The organism is Enterobacter cloacae complex sp. HYC042_NIDB (genome assembly GCF_056673315.1).
In genome coordinates, this window is record NZ_CP109650.1 from 683,744 (window position 1) to 703,820 (window position 20,077).

21 protein-coding genes are annotated in these 20,077 nt (G+C 57.9%); 14 read left to right on the forward strand and 7 right to left on the reverse strand.

Going from position 1 to position 20,077, the window contains the following annotated elements; genetic code table 11:
- Positions 1–78 precede the first annotated feature (78 nt).
- Entirely contained in the window at positions 79–1,650 is a 1,572-nt protein-coding gene (locus OKF39_RS03290) for a methyl-accepting chemotaxis protein (RefSeq protein ID WP_479983467.1), read from the forward strand.
- Here OKF39_RS03290 and OKF39_RS03295 read toward each other — a convergent pair.
- Together OKF39_RS03295 and fbp are read right to left on the reverse strand one after the other, a co-directional pair.
- Positions 1,622–1,978, reverse strand: coding sequence for a helix-turn-helix domain-containing protein (locus OKF39_RS03295; RefSeq protein WP_048958953.1), 357 nt, complete (start codon positions 1,976–1,978; stop codon positions 1,622–1,624). The two genes, OKF39_RS03290 and OKF39_RS03295, sit on opposite strands and share 29 nt — an antisense overlap.
- Before the next feature lie 148 nt (positions 1,979–2,126).
- Positions 2,127–3,125 carry a class 1 fructose-bisphosphatase gene (gene fbp, locus OKF39_RS03300; protein ID WP_028015293.1) on the reverse strand — a complete coding sequence of 333 codons (999 nt, stop codon included), beginning with the start codon at positions 3,123–3,125 and terminating at the stop codon, positions 2,127–2,129.
- 197 nt (positions 3,126–3,322) lie between these two features.
- Between fbp and mpl the strand changes: the two genes are divergently transcribed.
- Positions 3,323–4,696: a UDP-N-acetylmuramate:L-alanyl-gamma-D-glutamyl-meso-diaminopimelate ligase gene (gene mpl, locus OKF39_RS03305; RefSeq protein ID WP_069733187.1), complete on the forward strand. Its 1,374-nt coding sequence runs from the start codon at positions 3,323–3,325 to the stop codon at positions 4,694–4,696.
- Between the two features lie 74 nt (positions 4,697–4,770).
- Here the strand turns inward: mpl and yjgA are convergent, their stop codons facing one another.
- Positions 4,771–5,322, reverse strand: coding sequence for a ribosome biogenesis factor YjgA (gene yjgA, locus OKF39_RS03310; protein ID WP_028015295.1), 552 nt, complete (start codon positions 5,320–5,322; stop codon positions 4,771–4,773).
- A gap of 95 nt (positions 5,323–5,417) precedes the next feature.
- Here yjgA and pmbA point away from each other — a divergent pair, with 95 nt between their 5' ends.
- Positions 5,418–6,770 (forward strand): metalloprotease PmbA, encoded by a 1,353-nt coding sequence (pmbA, locus tag OKF39_RS03315; protein WP_032644960.1) that lies wholly within the window; start codon positions 5,418–5,420, stop codon positions 6,768–6,770.
- Between the two features lie 40 nt (positions 6,771–6,810).
- Positions 6,811–7,197: a cytochrome b562 gene (cybC, locus tag OKF39_RS03320; protein ID WP_028015297.1), complete on the forward strand. Its 387-nt coding sequence runs from the start codon at positions 6,811–6,813 to the stop codon at positions 7,195–7,197.
- A gap of 70 nt (positions 7,198–7,267) precedes the next feature.
- On the opposite strand, the gene OKF39_RS03325 is transcribed toward cybC, so the two are convergent.
- On the reverse strand, positions 7,268–7,423 hold the full coding sequence (locus OKF39_RS03325) for a Hok/Gef family protein (protein ID WP_072032036.1): 156 nt from the start codon (positions 7,421–7,423) through the stop codon (positions 7,268–7,270).
- 417 nt (positions 7,424–7,840) lie between these two features.
- Between OKF39_RS03325 and OKF39_RS03330 the strand changes: the two genes are divergently transcribed.
- The 10 genes from OKF39_RS03330 to OKF39_RS03375 are packed head-to-tail and all read left to right on the forward strand — an operon-like array spanning position 7,841 to position 16,415.
- Complete coding sequence (locus OKF39_RS03330; protein WP_026080657.1) at positions 7,841–8,179, forward strand: PRD domain-containing protein; 339 nt, start codon at positions 7,841–7,843, stop codon at positions 8,177–8,179.
- 10 nt (positions 8,180–8,189) lie between these two features.
- On the forward strand, positions 8,190–8,552 hold the full coding sequence (locus OKF39_RS03335; RefSeq protein ID WP_023293430.1) for an SFCGS family glycine-rich protein: 363 nt from the start codon (positions 8,190–8,192) through the stop codon (positions 8,550–8,552).
- A gap of 2 nt (positions 8,553–8,554) precedes the next feature.
- On the forward strand, positions 8,555–8,854 hold the full coding sequence (locus tag OKF39_RS03340) for a DUF4312 family protein (RefSeq protein WP_008501409.1): 300 nt from the start codon (positions 8,555–8,557) through the stop codon (positions 8,852–8,854).
- Between the two features lie 22 nt (positions 8,855–8,876).
- The gene (locus OKF39_RS03345) at positions 8,877–9,653 is read left to right on the forward strand and encodes a DUF4311 domain-containing protein (protein WP_023310182.1); all 777 of its coding nucleotides are present in this window, start codon (positions 8,877–8,879) and stop codon (positions 9,651–9,653) included.
- Positions 9,654–9,666: 13 nt separating this feature from the next.
- The gene (locus tag OKF39_RS03350; protein ID WP_003856081.1) at positions 9,667–10,308 is read left to right on the forward strand and encodes a DUF4310 family protein; all 642 of its coding nucleotides are present in this window, start codon (positions 9,667–9,669) and stop codon (positions 10,306–10,308) included.
- Positions 10,309–10,350: 42 nt separating this feature from the next.
- A complete protein-coding gene (locus tag OKF39_RS03355) occupies positions 10,351–11,484 on the forward strand; it encodes an amidohydrolase/deacetylase family metallohydrolase (protein ID WP_028015298.1) in 1,134 nt (377 codons plus the stop codon).
- Positions 11,468–12,586 (forward strand): DgaE family pyridoxal phosphate-dependent ammonia lyase, encoded by a 1,119-nt coding sequence (locus OKF39_RS03360; RefSeq protein ID WP_028015299.1) that lies wholly within the window; start codon positions 11,468–11,470, stop codon positions 12,584–12,586. The genes OKF39_RS03355 and OKF39_RS03360 overlap by 17 nt, the downstream gene beginning before the upstream one ends.
- Positions 12,583–13,323 (forward strand): 2-dehydro-3-deoxy-phosphogluconate aldolase, encoded by a 741-nt coding sequence (gene dagF / locus OKF39_RS03365; protein ID WP_041911457.1) that lies wholly within the window; start codon positions 12,583–12,585, stop codon positions 13,321–13,323. The genes OKF39_RS03360 and dagF overlap by 4 nt, the downstream gene beginning before the upstream one ends.
- A gap of 25 nt (positions 13,324–13,348) precedes the next feature.
- Entirely contained in the window at positions 13,349–14,485 is a 1,137-nt protein-coding gene (locus tag OKF39_RS03370; RefSeq protein ID WP_063942969.1) for a lactonase family protein, read from the forward strand.
- Positions 14,486–14,504: 19 nt separating this feature from the next.
- Positions 14,505–16,415 carry a BglG family transcription antiterminator gene (locus OKF39_RS03375; RefSeq protein ID WP_479983468.1) on the forward strand — a complete coding sequence of 637 codons (1,911 nt, stop codon included), beginning with the start codon at positions 14,505–14,507 and terminating at the stop codon, positions 16,413–16,415.
- Positions 16,416–16,446: 31 nt separating this feature from the next.
- On the opposite strand, the gene nrdG is transcribed toward OKF39_RS03375, so the two are convergent.
- The 3 genes from nrdG to OKF39_RS03390 all read right to left on the reverse strand — a co-directional run bounded on the left by nrdG (position 16,447) and on the right by OKF39_RS03390 (position 20,077).
- Positions 16,447–16,911 carry an anaerobic ribonucleoside-triphosphate reductase-activating protein gene (gene nrdG / locus OKF39_RS03380; protein ID WP_479983469.1) on the reverse strand — a complete coding sequence of 155 codons (465 nt, stop codon included), beginning with the start codon at positions 16,909–16,911 and terminating at the stop codon, positions 16,447–16,449.
- An 85-nt stretch (positions 16,912–16,996) separates the two neighbouring features.
- A complete protein-coding gene (nrdD, locus tag OKF39_RS03385; protein ID WP_028015304.1) occupies positions 16,997–19,135 on the reverse strand; it encodes an anaerobic ribonucleoside-triphosphate reductase in 2,139 nt (712 codons plus the stop codon).
- 369 nt (positions 19,136–19,504) lie between these two features.
- The gene (locus tag OKF39_RS03390) at positions 19,505–20,077 is read right to left on the reverse strand and encodes a fructose PTS transporter subunit IIA (protein WP_395278172.1); all 573 of its coding nucleotides are present in this window, start codon (positions 20,075–20,077) and stop codon (positions 19,505–19,507) included.

The window sequence follows — 20,077 nt, forward strand, 5'->3', positions numbered from 1 at the left end:
TAAAGTCTAAACATTTTCCGGTAGCGGCCGATACTCTTCTTTTATGCCCAGAAATATCTCGCTACCGGAAATAATATCATGCTTAAAACGCTATCGATTCGTACCGGCTTGCTCTCTTTACTGGCCGTTATGACCCTTCTTCTGCTGATTGTCAGCGGCATCGGCATTTATGCCCTCACACAGAGTTCTTCCTCACTGCAGCGCATTAATCACCTTCAGGGTGAGCAGATGGTGCAGCTGAACACCGGCTATACGCTGATCCTGCGCGCGCGCAATGAGGCGGGTCAGGCCGTCCGCATGATGGAAATCGGCATGCTGGACGATGCGGCCAAAGCGGTAAAAAACATCAATCAGGAAGTCGCCCTGGCCCGGAAAACGTTAAAAGGCGTGATTGACGGCGGCGTGGCTGACGAACAGGGGCAGCAGCTCCTCGACAAAGTCGCGGCCAGCCTGGCGACGTATAACCAGCAGGGGATCGGCCCGATGCTGAAAACCCTGAATGACCAGAGCGCAGACAGCTATTACGATCTGCTGGAGAACACGCTGATTCCGGTGGCGAAGCAGTTCGATAACGACGTGCAGGCGTTTCAGAAATGGAGCGAAGCGCGAGGTCAGGCGGAAGTGAGCGCCGTGCAGGCGAGTAAAACCCGCGTGCTGATCCTGATTATTGTCGCTGCGCTGCTGACGGCGGGCATTATCGCGCTCGCCTGGCTGGCGCTGCGCCATATGCTGCTCAAGCCGCTCTCGGCGTCGATTGCTCAGCTGGAGAACGTGGCGGCGGGCGATTTAACCCACACGCTGAATGCCCCGGCGAGCCAGGAGTTTAACCGCCTCAACGCGGCGATAGAGGAGATGCGTCAGTCGCTGATGAGCTCGGTTCTGCGGGTTCGCGATGCCAGCTCGCAAATTGATACCGGCAGCCGCGAGCTGACGGCGGGGAACCGGGATCTTGCCGAGCGCACCGAATCCACCGCCACGTCGCTGGAGCAGACCGCCGCCAGCATGGAGCAGATCACCGCCACGGTGAAGCTTAACGCCGACAACGCCGAGCAGGCGCACCAGCTGGCGAAGTCTGTTTCCGACACCGCCGATCACGGCAGCGAAATGGTCTGCTACGTGATTGAAAAAATGCGCGATATCTCCGGCAGTTCGGCGCGCATCGCCGACATCCTGAGCGTGATTGACGGTATTGCCTTCCAGACCAACATTCTGGCGCTTAACGCCTCCGTGGAAGCGGCGCGCGCGGGCGAGCAGGGGCGCGGGTTTGCCGTGGTCGCGGGTGAAGTCCGCAACCTTGCCAGCCGCAGCGCCGACGCGGCGAAAGAGATTCGCTCTCTGATCGGCGATTCGCAGGCCCACGTTAACGAGGGCAGCGAGCTGGCCCAGCAGGCGGGTGAAACGATGGATGAGATTGCCACTGAAGTGCTGCGGATGACCAAACTGATGCGTGAAATTGCCACCGCGTCTCAGGAGCAGAGCCGCGGCATCGAGCAGGTGAATATTGCGGTGAACCAGATGGATGAAACCGCGCAGCAGAATGCGGCGCTGGTGCAGCAATCCTCCGCCGCGACCCGCTTCCTTGAGGAGCAGTCGCGTCAGCTGATGGAAGCCATGTCATCATTTAAAGTGACGGCTCAGACTGCGGCATAATATTTCCCAGCCCCGGTGCGTTCTGTGCCGGGGCTTTATTTCTCGCGGAATTTACCGCCGCAATATTATCGTGAATATCACCCATTAATAATTCCAGCGAGCTGGTTAACGCTAACGCTTTTTCAGTCGGCTCGAGATATAAACCTTTGCGGAAAAATAACGGCTCATCAAACAGTTGATTAAAACGCTTCAACGCCAGGCTCACCGCAGGACGTGACATCTCCAGGCGCAAAGAGGCTTTTGCCATACTGCCGCAGCGGACGACTTCAATAAATACAGGGATAAGATTTAAATCAATGCCGGTATTAGCCCGGGAATAATTTTTCATTGCAATTCTGCTCCAGGAAATAAATGTCAAACTGTTATGGAAATAATGCAGGAGCAGGGGTGAAGATTAAAGCGTGATTTTTATAAACACTTATACGGTAAAATATATAAATGTGTTGGGGAGCCAGACTGGCTCCCCGGGAGAGATATTACGCGTCCGGGTACTCACGGATAAAACGTTCAACGTCTTCAACCATATGGTTGTTGCCAACGAAGAACGAACGACGCTGGTGAAGGCTTTCCGGCACGATGTCCAGAATACGCTGTTTACCGTCGCTCGCCTTGCCGCCCGCCTGTTCGGCCAGGAACGCCATCGGGTTGCATTCGTACAGCAGGCGCAGCTTCCCGTCCGGGTGGCTGGCGGTGCTTGGGTAGAGGTAGATACCGCCCTTCAGCAGGTTACGGTGGAAATCCGCGACCAGAGAGCCAATGTAGCGGGACGTGTAAGGGCGCTGGGTCGCTTTATCTTCTTCCTGGCAGAATTTGATGTACTTCTTCACGCCGTTCGGGAACTTGATGTAGTTGCCTTCGTTGATGGAGTAAGTGCTGCCTTTCTCCGGGAAGCGCATACGTTCCTGGCACAGGCAGAAGACGCCCAGCGACGGATCGTAGGTAAAGGCGTGAACCCCGCATCCGGTGGTGTAGACCAGCATGGTGGACGAGCCATAAACGACGTAACCGGCCGCAACCTGGTTACTGCCCGGCTGCAGAAAATCTTCTTCGGTTACCGGCGTACCAACAGGCGTGACGCGGCGGTAGATGGAGAAAATGGTACCGACAGAAACGTTAACGTCGATGTTGGAGGAGCCGTCGAGCGGATCCATCAGTACGACGTATTTCGCGTGTTCACACCCTTCGAATACAACAATTTCATCTTCTTCTTCGGAGGCGATACCCGCAACGATGTCGCGCGCGCGCAGTGCAGCTTTCAGTTTTTCATTTGCGAACAGATCGAGTTTCTGCTGAACCTCGCCCTGAACGTTCTCGGCACCGCTGGCACCCAGGATATCGACCAGACCGGCCTTGTTGATATCACGGTGGATGATCTTAGCGCCCAGCTTTATTGCCGACAGCAAAGCAGTGAGTTCACCCGTAGCATGAGAGAACTCGTGCTGCTTTTCGACAATAAATTCACCTAACGTTTTCATAACACTTTCCCTGCATCTTTGTGAGTAGAGCGATTGTATGTTCACTAAAACGACTAAAGCCCAACAATCTTAACAAATATTCAAATAGTAGCGCAGAGGTGAATCGCGCCAGCAACATACGGATTTACCTGAAATGCGTTTCACAGCCGCTAACATGTGAGTAAAATGTGCGCCACATTAAAGAAGGATAGTGACGTATGCGCATTCATATATTGGGGATTTGTGGCACTTTCATGGGCGGACTGGCAATGCTGGCGCGCTCGCTGGGCCATGAAGTGACAGGTTCGGACGCCAATGTGTATCCGCCGATGAGCACGCTTCTGGAAAAACAGGGCATCTCTTTAATTCAGGGCTACGATGCCAGCCAGCTGGATCCCGAGCCGGATCTGGTCATCATTGGCAACGCCATGACCCGCGGTAACCCGTGCGTTGAAGCGGTGCTGGAACGCAATATTCCGTTCATGTCCGGCCCGCAGTGGCTGCATGATTTCGTGCTGCGCGACCGCTGGGTGGTTGCCGTAGCCGGTACCCACGGCAAAACCACCACCGCCGGCATGGCGACCTGGATCCTCGAAGCCTGCGGCTACAAGCCGGGCTTCGTGATCGGCGGCGTGCCGGGTAACTTCGACGTCTCTGCGCGTCTCGGCGACAGCCCGTTCTTTGTGATTGAAGCGGATGAATACGACTGCGCATTCTTCGACAAGCGTTCCAAATTCGTGCACTACTGCCCGCGCACGCTGATCCTCAACAACCTTGAGTTTGACCACGCGGATATCTTTGACGACCTGAAAGCCATTCAGAAACAGTTCCACCACCTGGTGCGCATTGTTCCGGGCCAGGGCCGCATTATCCTGCCGGAGAACGACATCAACCTGAAGCAGACCATGGCGATGGGCTGCTGGAGCGAGCAGGAGCTGGTGGGCGAGCAGGGCCACTGGCAGGCGAAAAAACTCAACGCTGATGCCTCCGAGTGGGAAGTACTGCTCGACGGTGAGAAAGTGGGCGAGGTGAAGTGGGGCCTGGTGGGCGAGCACAACATGCACAACGGCCTGATGGCGATCGCCGCGGCGCGCCACGTGGGCGTGCTGCCTGCGGATGCGGCCAATGCGCTGGGGACGTTTATCAACGCCCGCCGCCGCCTGGAGCTGCGCGGCGAAGCGAACGGCGTGACGGTGTATGACGATTTCGCGCACCACCCAACGGCCATTCTGGCGACGCTTGCCGCCCTGCGTGGCAAGGTTGGCGGCACCGCGCGCATTCTGGCGGTGCTGGAACCGCGCTCGAACACCATGAAAATGGGCATCTGCAAAGACGACCTCGCGCCGTCCCTGGGACGTGCCGACGAAGTCTTCCTGCTGCAGCCGCAGCATATTCCGTGGCAGGTGGCTGAAGTGGCCGACGCCTGCATTCAGCCTGCGCACTGGAGCGCGGACGTGGATGTCTTAGCGGATATGGTGGTGAAAGCCGCACAGCCTGGCGACCACATTCTGGTGATGAGCAACGGCGGGTTCGGTGGGATCCATCAGAAGCTGCTGGACGGTCTGGCGAAGAAAGCCGCGGCCACAGAGTAAAAAAAAGCCCGGTGGCGCTAGCGCTTACCGGGCTTACATTATCTCTTCTCCCTCTCCCCTTTGGGGTGAGGGGATTACTCTGCGTTCTCAGACAGCTCGCGCAGATACTGGAAAATCAGACGCGCGGATTTCGGCGGCTTATTCCCCTCTTTCTCTTTCTTCGCGTTGCGGATCAAAGAACGCAGCTGCTGGCGGTCGGCATCCGGCCACAGGTTCAGCACTTCCGGTACCGCATCATCACCCTGTTCAATCAGACGATCGCGGATCTGCTCCAGCTTATGGAACAGCGCAACCTGCTGGTTGTGGCGGTTTTTCAGCTTGTCCAGCGCCTGACGGATCGGATCCACGTCGCGCTGACGCAGCATTTTACCAATAAGCTGAAGCTGGCGACGACGGCCTTCTTTCTTGATTTTCTGTGCCAGTTCAATGGCATCACGCAGATCCTGGTCGAGCGGGATCTTATCCAGCGCGTTTTTACCCAGTTCTACCATTTCAGCGCCAAGCTGTTTTAACTCTTCGGCGTCACGTTTAATTTCACTTTTACTGACCCAGATGATCTCATCATCTTCGTCTTCGATGTCATCACCGGGAACGTCGTCGAGCCAGTCTTCGGGCTGCTTAGTCATGTCAGGCTCCTTAAAAAAAGAGGCTAATGTTACCAGTTAAGACGCGCACTGAAAAACGGTTCTCTGTTAGACTTCACTTAACTCTCTCTTACAGTATGGCATTTGCGATGAAAGTAACCTCACAAGTTGAAGCGCAGCGTAAGATTCTGGAAGAAGCCGTCTCCACCGCGCTGACGCTCGCTTCAGGTAAATCAGATGGCGCCGAAGTGGCGGTCAGCAAAACCACCGGCATTAGCGTGAGCACCCGCTATGGCGAAGTGGAGAATGTAGAATTTAACAGCGATGGCGCGCTTGGGATCACGGTGTATCACCAGAACCGCAAAGGCAGCGCGTCGTCCACCGATCTCAGCCCGGATGCCATCGCCCGCACGGTGCAGGCGGCGCTGGATATCGCCCGTTACACCTCTCCGGATCCTTACGCAGGCGTGGCGGATAAAGATCTGCTGGCGTTTGACGCGCCGGATCTCGATCTGTTCCATCCGGCTGAAGTCACGCCGGATGAAGCGATTGAACTGGCCGCGCGCGCCGAGCAGGCGTCTTTGCAGGCTGACAAGCGCATCACGAATACCGAAGGCGGCAGCTTCAACAGCCACTACGGCATCAAAGTTTTCGGCAACAGCCACGGCATGCTGCAGGGCTACTGCTCCACCCGTCACTCGCTTTCAAGCTGCGTAATTGCCGAAGAGAACGGCGATATGGAGCGTGACTACGCCTACACCATTGGCCGCGCGCTGGGGGATTTGCAGTCTCCTGAGTGGGTGGGCAAAGAGTGTGCCGAACGCACGCTGTCTCGCCTGTCGCCGCGTAAGCTCTCCACTATGAAGGCCCCGGTCATTTTTGCCAATGAAGTGGCGACCGGTCTGTTTGGTCATCTGGTGGGCGCTATCGCGGGCGGCTCGGTGTACCGTAAATCGACCTTCCTGCTCGACTCGCTGGGCAAGCAGATCCTGCCGGAGTGGCTGACTATCGAGGAACATCCGCACCTGCTGAAAGGGCTGGCCTCCACGCCATTCGACAGCGAAGGCGTGCGCACGGAACGCCGCGATATCGTTAAAGACGGCATTCTGACCCAGTGGCTGCTGACCAACTACTCCGCGCGCAAGCTGGGGCTGAAAAGCACCGGACATGCGGGCGGGATCCACAACTGGCGCATTGCCGGTCAGGGCCTGAACTTCGAGCAGATGCTGAAAGAGATGGGCACCGGTCTGGTGGTCACCGAGCTGATGGGCCAGGGCGTAAGCGGCATCACCGGCGACTATTCTCGCGGTGCGGCAGGCTTCTGGGTCGAAAACGGCGAAATTCAGTATCCGGTGAGCGAAATTACCATCGCCGGTAACCTGAAGGACATGTGGCGCAATATCGTTACGGTCGGTAACGATATTGAAACACGTAGCAATATACAGTGTGGTTCTGTATTACTGCCGGAAATGAAAATCGCCGGCCAGTAATACCCGAAAAGCGTTTTAATAATAAAAAAGGAAGTGAGCAATGCGTAAACACCTGTTAGCGATCGTCGCGGCTTCAACGCTGGTTCTTGGCTCTTCTGCGTTTGCTGCCGATCTCGAAGACAACATGGACATCCTCAGTCAAAACCTGAAGGTAGTGCAGAAAACGGACAATGCGGCGGAAATGAAAGGCGCACTGACCAAAATGCGTGAAGCGGCGCTGGACGCGCAAAAAGCGACGCCGCCAAAGCTGGAAAGCAAAGCGGCAGACAGCGCAGAGATGAAAGACTATCGCCACGGCTTTGACGTGCTGGTCGGTCAGATCGACGGCGCGCTGAAGCTGGCTAACGAAGGCAAAGTGAAGGAAGCCCAGGCGGCGGCCGACCAGTTTGTGGCGACGCGCAACACGTACCACAAGAAATACCGTTAATTGGGTGCCTGAGCTGTACGTCCTTCCTCCGTATGCGGAGGCGCACTAAGCGCCCCCGCATCCTTGCTCCCTACTGGCCGGAGCGACAATCCATCCGCGCTGTCACTTCAAGCGAGCCGTTTCGAAAACGGATCTCGCACAGTGTTTTCCTCGTCACCAGCGTTAAGATGATTATTGTCAAAGCAACAATCATCGAAACCCGGATAATTGGGGATCGGCGTTTCATGGATGCCTCCTTGCTGTAAAGCGGGCGAGGTAGCGAACTCCACGGTCGTGACGTGTCGTTTCGAGCCCCCGCCCTGATTTTCTATCAGGCGGGGCTTTCCACTTTCCGTCCCATGCCTGAGACGGTCAGTCTCAAGCACCCGCAGCCACTCTAGCGAATCCCCATAAGAAAACCTTATCCACGTCACATTTCTACGAGCCTGCTCGTAAACTTTTCCACTCCGCTTACCTGTTTAGTGCCGCTTAATAGCGTGATATTCATCACGCAAATGCGGCCGTTAATCCAGATTCACCATATTTATGTGGCACAGATCACTGCTGCGGCTCGCCTTTCCACTTCGAAGTGGAAAACAACTCGCTACAAACCCTCCACGCCCAACGTTAGTTTTATTCCAGAGCCATTAACGGGGTAAGACGAGTGATTAACGGAGCGGTAATGAACGACGTTGGGGAACAGGCGGTGCAAACAGAACAGCTCGCGAACACCATGCTGCAGCAGGTTTATGCCCTGCTGGCCCGGCACAACATCATCCCCAATGCGGTACAGGAGCAGATGCTCACCTCCCACGTTCGCGCAATGGCGCACCGGTCCGTGACCGGCGAGCCGCTGCCGGAGGTTGAAGCAGAGTTGTTCGACGAAATTTCACCAGATTCAATGCAGCTTGCCCGTGAAGTGGTGGCGCAGTTTGGCAACCTTCCTGATGAAGAGGCCTGGCTGCTCTCCGTTCACTTTGAAGTCGCGAAAGACAACCTTTAAGGAGCAACACATGGAACAGATTACAGTCGTGATTGGCGATCGCCTGGGTAAAGGTCAGAAAGTGGCTGCGGGTGTGGAAAAAGCAGGTGGACGCGCAGTGGTTGTGCCGGGCATGGCGGCGGACATGAAGCTCGGCGACGTAATGAAAGCGGAAAACGCCACCTTCGGCATCTCCTTCTGCGGCAGCGGCGGCGCGGGTGCCATCACCGCCCAAACCAAATATGGCTACAAGGCCAAATACGGCATGCGTTCCGTGGAAGAGGGCGTGACCGCCATCAACGAAGGCTGCAACGTGCTGGGCTTTGGCTTTATGGATAAAGAAGAGCTGGGCGAGCGTCTGGTGCAGGCGTGGCAGAAGAAATACGGCGCATAAGCATGAAAGAACAGTTCACAACCACGGTGAGAGTGAAGGGGAAGGGCGACGCCAAAGCGCGCGCCTTTGCCGACGCGCTCAACCACGTTCAGGCCGCGGTGATGAAAGCCTCACCGCATATCTTACTGCGTATTGAGCCACAGGATGTGCAGGTTGTTCAGGCGCAAGAAGCGGTGCGTAAAGAAGCGTTTCTGTTCTTCTTTTTGCGCCGGGAAAGACGCACCTACAGCGTGGAGCTGGATGTGACCGTCAACGTGACCGCCATCAATCTTGACCGGGTGGATTTCGTCACGCAACGCTGATTATTCATAAAAGGGCAGACTGATGTTCTTAATTATATTAATAAAATCGCTCATCATTGGCGGCCTGGTTGGCGTCGGTGTCGGAGCCGGGGCTGCACGCATGTTTCATGCGCCTACCACTCAGGGTATGGGCGCGTTTCGTACGTTGGGGGAACTGAACTCCTGTGAAGGGGATCCGGCGTCCCACTTCTCCTTTGGGTTAGGTTTCTTCTTTAACGCCTGGGCCTCTTCCGTGGCTGCAGGTGCCTTCACACAGGACGTTGACCACCGCATCATCCCGAACTGGGGTGCTGCTGCACTGATGATCAAAAACCGTAACGTCGGCGAAACGCTGCACGATCCCCGCAAAATGGCGATTGCCTGCGGCGTGATTGGCATGCTCGTCGTCACCTTCCTGAACCTGACCGCCTCCTCCGTGCCGGCAGCGCTGCAGGTCACCGCCGTGAAGGTGCTGGTGCCTGCCGCGAACCTGCTGGTTAACACCGTGATGCCGGTGATCTTCTGGCTGGCGGCCATCGACGCGGGTAAAAAATCGGGCTTCTGGGCCACCATCTTTGGCGGCGCGGCGCAGCTGATCATGGGGAACGCCGTACCGGGTCTGGTTCTCGGCATCCTGATCGGTAAAGGCGTTGAGGAGAGCGGCTGGAACCACGTCACCAAAGTGATGATGGCGGCGATCGTCCTGCTGTTCGTGTTGAGCGGCTTCTTCCGCGGCTTCGACATGAAGATGATCGAATCCTTCCATCTGACCGTGCCGAACTGGCTCGACATGATCCACAACTCGCTCAGCGGTAAATAACAGGAGCCTCTAAATGGAACAGAATAAAGGTTTTTGGTATGCCGACTGGTCGTTCCCGATCTTCGTTGGCCTGCTCTCCTCCGGCGTCTTCGCCGGGACGCACATGTACTACCTCTACGGCATCGGCGCGTTTAACGAAGTGGCCTTCGTGGCGATGCTGAAAGCGGGCATCGATACCGGCGTCTACGGCGCGGTGGCGGCGTTCGGCGCGAGCTTCCTGTTCGCCCGCATTATTGAAGGGTCGCTGGTGGGTATTCTCGACATCGGTGGGGCGATCCAGACCGGCGTGGGCCTCGGCGTACCGGCGCTGCTGCTGGGCGCGGGGATCATGTTCCCGGTGACCAACTTCATTGCCTCGCTGATTACCGGCCTGGTGATTGGTCTGGCGATTGGCTACGTCATCATCCTGGCGCGTAAGTTCACCATCAACCAGAGCAACTCCACCTACGGCGCAGACGTGATGATGGGCGCGGGTAACGCCTCCGGCCGCTTCCTCGGGCCGCTGATTATCCTCAGCGCGATGACCGCCTCCATTCCAATCGGCGTCGGTTCGCTGGTGGGCGCGCTGCTGTTCTACATCTGGCAGAAGCCGATTACCGGTGGCGCCATCCTCGGCGCAATGATTTTGGGATGGCTGTTCCCGGTCGCCCTTTAATACCCGCGGGCGCTCCGGCGCCCGCCCTATCAGGAGATCCTCATGTTTGATTTACTCCTGCGCCGTGCGCGCCTCGCCGACGATACCCTGACCGATATCGCCATTCAGGACGGGAAGATCGCCGCGACGGGCGAAATTGACGCTCCCGCCCGTAAAACGGTTGAGCTTAACGGTGACGTGTACGTTAGCGCGGGCTGGATTGACTCCCACGTTCACTGCTACCCGAACTCACCGATTTACCACGACGAGCCGGACAGCGTGGGTATTGCCACCGGCGTCACTACCGTGGTGGACGCGGGCAGTACCGGGGCCGACGACGTGGACGATTTTTATGAAATCACCCGCAAAGCCTCCACCGACGTCTTTGCCCTGCTGAATATCTCCCGCGTGGGGCTGATTGCCCAGAACGAGCTGGCCAACATGGCAAATATTGACGCCGATGCGGTGAAGCAGGCGGTGAAGCGCCACCCGGATTTTATTGTCGGCCTGAAGGCGCGCATGAGCAGCAGCGTGGTCGGTGAAAACGGCATCACGCCGCTGGAGCGCGCCAAAGCCATCCAGAAAGAGAATGGCGATTTGCCGCTGATGGTGCACATCGGCAATAACCCGCCGAACCTCGATGAAATCGCCGAGCTGTTAAGCTCCGGCGACATCATTACCCACTGCTACAACGGCAAGCCTAACCGCATTCTGACGCCGTCCGGCGAGCTGCGCGCCTCCATCACCTCCGCCCTTAAGCGCGGCGTGCGTCTGGACGTCGGCCACGGTACGGCGAGCTTCAGCTTTGAGGTGGCGAAACGCGCCATCGCGATGGGCATTCTGCCGCACACCATCAGCTCGGATATCTACTGCCGCAACCGCATCAACGGCCCGGTTGGCTCGCTGGCAAGCGTGATGTCGAAGTTTCTCGCCATCGGCATGTCATTGCCGCAGGTGATTGACTGCGTGACCTCGAACGCCGCCGACGGCCTGCGCCTGACGCGCAAGGGTCGCATCCAGCCGGGTCTCGACGCCGACCTGACGCTGTTCACGATTAAACGCCAGCCAACGGTGCTGACGGACGCTGAAAACGACAGCCTGCAGGCTGAACACATTCTGGTGCCGCTTGCCGCGATCCGCGCGGGCAAGGGCTACATGACCGAACAAGGGAGCACGGAACATGCCTTCGATTTATGAGAAGTATAATTTAAAGCAGGTTATCAACACCTCTGGCCGCATGACGGCGCTGGGCGTCTCCACGCCGCGCCCGGAAGTAGTGCAGGCGGCGATGGACGGCATGAATCATTACTTCGAGATGAAGGATCTGGTTAACAAAACCGGGGAATACATCGCGAAGCTGCTGGATGTGGAAGGCGCGACGGTGGTCTCCTGCGCGTCGGCGGGCATCGCCCAGTCCGTGGCGGCGGTGCTGGTAAAAGACAGCGACTGGCTGCTGGAAAACCTGCACGTCACGCCAATCGAGAACAATGAAATCGTCCTGCCGAAAGGCCACAACGTTAACTTTGGCGCGCCGGTCGGCACCATGGTGGCGCTGGGCGGCGGCAAGCTGGTGGAAGCGGGTTACGCCAACGAATGCTCCGCCGACCAGCTGGCGGCGGCCATCACCCCGCGCACGGCGGCGATCCTCTACATCAAATCGCACCACTGCGTGCAGAAAAGCATGCTCAGCGTCGAGCAGGCGGCAGTCGTCGCACGTAAACACTCCCTGCCGCTGATCGTTGATGCTGCGGCGGAAGAAGATCTGCACGTGTACTACCGCTCCGGCGCGGATCTGGTGATTTACAGCGGCGCGAAGGCGATCGAGGGGCCAACCAGCGGCCTGGTAATCGGCAAAACCCAGTACGTCGAGTGGGTGAAGCGCCAGACGGCGGGCATTGGCCGCGCCATGAAGGTGGGTAAAGAGGGGATCCTCGGCCTGACCTGCGCCATCGAACACTACCTGACGGCCACCAAAGAGAGCGGTGCCGAGATGGTGGCGAAGATGACACCGTTTATCGACGCGCTCAACACCCTGAACGGCGTCACCGCGCGCGTGGTCTGGGACAGCGCGGGTCGCGATATCGCCCGCACCGAAATTAAGTTCGACGAAGCCACCACTGGCGTCGGCACGGGTGACCTGGTGAACGCGCTCAAGCAGGGCGAATACGCCATCTATTTCCGTGGCTACAAGGCCAACGAAGGGATTATCGAAGCGGACGTGCGCAGCGTAAGTGCTGACCAGCTGAACATCGTCTACCGCCGCATTAGCGAAGTATTAGGACAGGAGAAAAACGCATGAAACTGACCCCCAACTTTTACCGTGACCGCGTCTGCCTGAACGTGCTGGCCGGCTCGAAAGCCAACGCCAGCGCCATTTACGAGGCGGCGGAAGGTCATGTGCTGGTGGGCGTGCTCTCCAAAAATTACCCGGACGTGGCGAGCGCGGTCGCGGATATGCGTGAATACGCGGCGCTGATTGATAACGCGCTCTCCGTAGGGCTGGGCGCGGGCGATCCGAACCAGTCGGCGATGGTGAGCGAGATCTCCCGCCAGGTGCAGCCGCAGCACGTTAATCAGGTCTTCACCGGCGTGGCCGCGAGCCGCGCGCTGCTGGGGCAGAATGAATCGGTGGTCAATGGTCTGGTCTCTCCGACCGGTACCGTCGGTATGGTGAAAATCTCCACCGGCCCGCTGAGCAGCAAAGCGCCGGACGGCATCGTGCCGGTTGAAACGGCGATTGCCTTGCTGAAAGACTTCGGCGGCAGTTCGATTAAGTACTTCCCGATGGGCGGCCTCAAGTGCCGTGACGAATACCAGGCGGTGGCGGAAGCCTGCGCCCGTCACGACTTCTGGCTGGAGCCGACGGGGGGTATCGATCTGGAAAACTATGAGGCGATCCTGCAGATCGCCCTCGACGCGGGCGTGAGCAAAATCATCCCGCATATCTACAGCTCGATTATCGACAAAGCCAGCGGCGATACGCGTCCCGAAGATGTGCGTACACTGCTGGCGATGACGAAGAAGCTGGTGAAGTAGAACTCACACATATAAAGGAGCCACCATGCACACCCGTAACCTGCTTGTCGCTTCACTCTCAATGCTCGCCACCGCCGCTATCGCCCAGACGCAATACGCCTGGGTAGGCACCTATAATCCGAACGGTGAAGGGCTGTACCGTTTTACCGTTGACCCGCAAACCGGCGCGCTCGATAACAAAACGCTGGTGAGCAAACTGCCGAACGCGGCGCAGTTGACCCTTTCGCAAGACGGTAAAACGCTGTATCTGGCAAGCGAAGTGGAGCAGGGCGTGGTGCAGGCGCTGCGCGTCGGCGATAACGGTGAGCTGAGCGAGCTGAATCAGGTGGCCTCCGGCGGCGCCGGGCCGGTGTATCTTTCGCTAACGCCAAACGGCAAGCATCTGCTGGTGGCGAACTACGTCAGCGGATCGATTGCCGTTTTGCCCGTCAACGCGGACGGCAGCTTGGGTGACGCGACGGACAGGCATCAGGACCAGGGCGAACCGGGCGCGGCGAAGCCGGAAGCGGCTGTCGAAGGTAGCTTTGCCATCAGCGATCACAACGGCCCGCATGCGCACATGATCGCCGCCGATCCGAGCGGGAAATACGTTTTTTCCACCGATCTTGGGCTGGATCGTATCTATCAGTACCGCTTTGACGATCGAACCGGAAAGCTCACGCCGAACGATCCGCCGTTTATCAGCGCCTCCTCAAAAGGCGCCGGCCCGCGTCATTTTGTTTTTACGCCGAAAGGCGATGCCCTGTGGCTGATTAACGAAGAGGCGTCGACGCTCACCCATTATGCGCTGGACAGCAGCGGCAGACTGAAAGAGGGCAAAACGGTCTCTGCCCTGCCGGACGGCTATAAAGGCACCAGTTTTGCTGCCGGGCTGGCGCTAAGCGCCGATGGTAAACAGCTGTACGTGGCGAACCGTTTGCATAACAGCATCGGGCACTTTACCGTAACAGCGGAGGGCACGCTGACACATCAGGAGGATGTCTGGACGCGCGGCGACTACCCGCGCACCCTGACGCTCGATCAGCAGGGCCGCTGGCTGTACGTCATGAACCAGCGCAGCGACAACATTACCCGTTTCCGCGTGGCGCAGGACGGCAAGCTGAGCTTCGAGCCAGACTATACCCCGGTCGGCAGCCCATCCCAGATGGTCATTTCACCCTGAGCAGTAAGAGGACAACGACGTGCGATTTCCGAACCAACGTTTAGCGCAACTTTTCGATCTGTTGCAAAACGAGACGCTGCCGCAGGACGAGCTGGCGCAGCGGCTGTCGGTCTCCACGCGAACCGTCCGCGCAGATATCACCGCCCTGAACGCGCTGCTGGCGAGCCACGGCGCGCAGTTTATTCTGAGCCGGGGTAACGGCTACCAGCTTAAAATTGACGATGCCGAGCGCTATCAGCAGCTGCAGGCATCGCACCCGCGCGCGCTGCGTATTCCCCGAACGGGACCGGAGCGCGTGCACTATCTGGTGGTGCGTTTCCTGACGTCGGCGTTTTCACTTAAGCTTGAAGATCTGGCCGACGAGTGGTTTATCAGCCGCGCCACCTTGCAGAGCGACATGGTGGAAGTGCGCGAGTGGTTCCAGCGCTATAACCTGACGCTGGAAACCCGCCCGCGCCACGGCATGAAGCTGTTTGGCAGCGAGATGTCGGTCCGCGCCTGCCTGACCGATCTTCTGTGGGAGCTGGCGCAGCAGGACAGCCTTAACCCGCTGGTGACGGAGGTCGCGCTCAACGCCGGGGTACCGGAGCAGATGGTGGTCGTGCTTCACGACGCGCTCACCCGCCATCACATTCGTCTGACCGACGAAGGCGAACTGTTCCTGCGCCTGTACTGCGCGGTGTCGGTGCGGCGCATCAGCGAGGGGTATCCGCTGCCGGAATTCCACGCGGAAGACGTGGAAGAGAACGTGCGCGAGGCGGCGAAGGATATCGCGGTGGCCATTCAGGAGCTGGCGGGCAAGGCGCTTGCGCCATCGGAAGAGAGCTGGCTGTGCGTCCACATCGCGGCGCGGCAGATTCAGGAGATTGCCCCCAGCGCGATTAACGCCGACGACGACGAAGCGCTGGTCAACTATATCCTGCGCTACATCAACACCCACTATAACTACAACCTGCTCAGCGACGCGCAGCTGCACGCCGATCTGCTCACGCACATCAAAACCATGATCACCCGCGTGCGCTATCAAATCATGATCCCCAATCCGCTGCTGGACAACATCAAGCAGCACTATCCGATGGCGTGGGATATGACACTCGCGGCGGTGTCGAGCTGGGGGAAATACACCCCGTATGCGATCAGCGAGAACGAGATTGGTTTTCTGGTGCTGCACATCGGCGTGGGGCTGGAGCGCCACTACAACATCGGCTACCAGCGCCAGCCGCGCGTGCTGCTGGTGTGCGACGCCGGTAATGCGATGGTGCGCATGATCGAGGCGGTGCTCCAGCGCAAATACCCGCAGATCGAGGTGACGCGCACGCTCACTCTGCGCGAATACGAGCTTGCGGATGCCATCGGTGAAGACTTTGTCATCTCCACCGCCCGCGTGAGTGAAAAATCTAAACCGGTGGTGACGATCGCCCCGTTCCCGACCGATTATCAATTGGAGCAGATCGGCAAGCTGGTGCTGGTGGACCGCACCCGCCCGTGGATGCTGGAGAAATACTTCGACGCGGCCCATTTTCGCATTCTCGACAAGCCTGTTGACCAGCAAACGCTGTTCCGCGAGCTGTGTGAACAGCTTGAGGCCGAAGGCTTTGTCGGCGCGGAGTTTCTGGATTCGGTCGTTGAGCGTGAAGCTATCGTCAGCACCATGCTCGGCGACGGTATCGCGCTGCCGCACTCCCTCGGCCTGCTGGCACAGAAAACGGTGGTCTATACGGTGCTGGCTCCGCAGGGTATTCAGTGGGGGGATGAAACGGCGCACGTCATCTTCCTGCTCGCCATCAGCAAAAGCGAGTACGAAGAGGCGATGGCGATTTATGACATCTTCGTCACTTTCCTGCGAGAACGCGCGATGGCGCGCCTGTGCCAGTGCGAGGATTTTGCGGCGTTTAAGGCTGAGGCGATGGAGAGTTTGAGCCGGTTTTGAGGCCAGGCGGATAGAGGTTATCCGCCTTCATTCACCGTAAATGATGTACAACCTGGTTACTGCTGCCGCGCCAGATCAGGGCCGGGTCTTTCAAATCCTTCACGAACTTGCCGTCCACCAGCACGTTAATCAAATCCACGACTTCCCTTTGAGCAGCATTCAGCTCTTCCAGCTTATATCCCGTCCAGACCCAGATATCTTTTCCCGCGCACTCGCGGCGAATGCGTTTCACCAGCTTCAGGATCTCCGGCACGTTTTGCGGATGGAGCGGATCGCCGCCGGAGAGCGAAATCCCCTGGCGTTTGATGCGCGTGTCGTTCAGGTCGTTGATGATGCGGTCTTCCATTTCAGCGGTAAACGGCATGCCGGAATTTACGCGCCAGGTGCTTTTGTTGTAGCAGCCGGGGCACTCATGTACGCAGCCTGAAATGAACAGGGTGCAGCGGGTGCCGGGGCCGTTGACAATATCGACGGGGTAGTACTGATGGTAGTTCATAGCGGTTAACCAAGCCGGGTACAGTGTGAGTGCGGATTGTAGGCCCGGTAAGCGTAGCGCCACCGGGCATAAATGTGGCAGTGGCTCAACCGATCTGCCCATTCCCCAGATGTTTCACCCGGCGCTTCACCTCTTCCTGCTTGCCGGCGTTAAACGGACGGGCATCCGGGCTGCCGAGATAGCCGCACACGCGGCGGGTCACGGAGACACGGGCTGCATCGTGGTTGCCGCATTTCGGGCAGGTAAAGCCTTTGCTCGTACACTCGAACTCACCGGTAAAGCCACACTCGTAGCATTCGTCGATTGGCGTATTGGTCCCGTAATACGGCACGTGCTGATAGCTATAATCCCACACGTCTTCCAGCGCCTTCAGGTTGTGCTGGATGTTCGGGTACTCGCCGTAGCAGATGAAGCCGCCGCTGGCGATGGGTGGATAGGCCGCTTCGAAGTCGATCTTGTCGTACGGGTTTACCTTTTTCTCCACGTCGAGGTGGAAGCTGTTGGTGTAGTACCCTTTGTCGGTCACGCCTTCCACAATCCCGAACTCGGCGGTGTCCAGACGGCAGAAGCGGTCGCACAGGTTCTCGCTCGGCGTACTGTAAAGGCTAAACCCGTAGCCAGTTTCCTCTTTCCACTGGTCAACCGCGTCGCGCAGGCGCTGGACAATCGCAATGCCTTTTTCGCGCAGGGCCTCGCTGTCGTACATATGCGCGTCGCCAGACAGGGCGTTGATGGTTTCGTGGATGCCGATATAGCCCAGCGAAATCGACGCGCGGCCGTTTTTGAAGATCTCGGACACGTCATCGTCCGCCTTCAGGCGCACGCCGCAGGCCCCTTCCATATAGAGGATGGGCGCCACGCGGGCTTTCACCCCTTCAAGGCGTGCGATACGGGTCATCAGCGCCTTACGCGCCAGCTGCAGGCGCTCATCCAGCAGTTTCCAGAATTCAGCTTCATTGCCTTTGGCCTCCAGCGCGATGCGCGGCAGGTTCAGGCTGATGACGCCCAGGTTGTTACGCCCGTCGTGGATCTGCTCGCCGTTTTCATCCTCGTACACCCCGAGGAAGCTGCGGCAGCCCATAGGCGTTTTAAACGAGCCGGTGACTTTTACCACCTGGTCGTAGTTCAGAATGTCCGGGTACATGCGCTTGCTCGCGCACTCCAGCGCCAGCTGTTTGATGTCGTAGTTCGGATCGCCAAACTTGTGGTTCAGGCCGTCGCGGATGGCGAACACCAGTTTCGGGAACACCGCGGTTTTGCGGTTCTTGCCGAGGCCGGAAATACGGTTGCGCAGAATGGACTGCTGGATCAGGCGTGATTCCCAGCTGGTGCCCAGGCCAAAACCGAAGGTCACAAACGGCGTCTGCCCGTTGGCGGTATGCAGCGTGTTCACTTCATATTCCAGCGACTGGAACGCGTCGTAGCACTCTTTTTCGGTACGGGAGCGCGCATAGCCGTCCGCGTCCGGGATCTGCCACTCTTCGGCAGTTTTCCGATGCTTGTTGAAGCTCGCCGTCACGAACGGGGCCAGCACTTCGTCAATGCGGTTAATGGTGGTCCCGCCATAAATGTGGCTCGCCACCTGAGCGATAATCTGTGCCGTTACCGCTGTCGCCGTGGAGATCGACTTAGGCGGTTCAATCTCGGCATTACCCATTTTAAAGCCCTGGGTCAGCATGCCTTTCAGGTCGATCAGCATGCAGTTGAACATCGGGAAGAACGGCGAGTAATCGAGGTCGTGATAGTGGATCTCGCCGCGCTCGTGTGCCGAGACCACGTCGCGCGGCAGCAGATGCTGGCGGGCATAGTGTTTGGCGACGATACCGGCCAGCAGATCGCGCTGGGTCGGGATCACTTTGCTGTCTTTGTTGGCGTTTTCATTGAGCAGGGCAGAGTTGGTCTGCTCCACCAGGCCACGGATCTCCTGATTCAGGCGACCGCGCTTCTCACGCTGCACGTCGCGATCGTGGCGATACTCAATGTAGGCGCGGGCTAACTGTTTGTAGGGGCCAGCCATCAGCTGGTTTTCAACCGCGGTCTGGATCTCGTTGATATCGACCTGGCTGCGTTCAGTCATCTGGCTGCTAACGACTTCTGCGACGGTGGCGCAGTAATCTGCGTCATCGACTCCCGCTGCTTTAGCTGCACGCAGAATGGCTTCCTGGATGCGCTCTGATTTAAACGGCACTTTACAGCCATCACGTTTCATCACATGCGGTGTCATGATCACTCCATTTTTAAAAACAGGTTATCCACAGAGGTGGAGAAGTATTCACCGGACATATTCCCCGCCAGGCCAAAGACTTCCCCCGTTCCCAGCTCGTGTTATCCACAATTCCGGCCAGCGTAAGCGCCGTCTTGTTGTTGGAATAGTAGACGATTAATACAAGATGTTGGGTCGGCGTGCATTTTAAGTTCTACATATAGTGATTTGCATCAAACAAGTTTGCGATTTATTTGACGCAGAACAAAGTAAAAAGACGAGAGTACAAACGGCGGGCGCTTCAGCCTTTGTAAAGACGCGAAGGAAAAATCCGATTAATTATTCAACAAAAACAAGCGCTCAACGTGGTACATGCTGAGCGCCGTTCGGTTAACTCACCGCGCAGGCCCAGCTCAATCCTGCCTGTAAAAAGGCTGCGGTAGCGATACTGCCCAGTATCACCGGAATGAGAAGGGAGCGGTCAGGGGCCGCATCCTGTTTTTGAGGTTCTTCAGCACTCAGGGCGGACATCGCCTCTTCCCGGGTGCGCGCCGCCAGAAGCTGCGCGCGCACTCGATCTTCTGTCAATAAACTGGTCAGCGTCGTCAGCAGCTGCATGTGGGTACTGCCTGCTTCCGCGGGCGGAATGGCGAGCAGGAAAACCATTCTGACCTCTTCATCACCGTCCAGCCCCGGCCAGCGTATCGGATCGTCAAAGAGTGCCACACAAAACGCCGCCTGCTGCACCGCCTCGGTTTTACCGTGCGGAACGGCGAGCGCTTCACCCAGCGCGGTAGGGCCTTCGCTTTCGCGCTGTAACACGCTCTGGATGAATGTTTCTTTATCGCAGATGATTTTTCGCCTGGCGAGCGGTTCGGCGAGCCAGCGGATCAGCGCTTCAGGCGTACGGTGCGGCGGGTTGATAAAAACCAGATCGGGGTGCGTCAATGCAAGCAAGTTCAT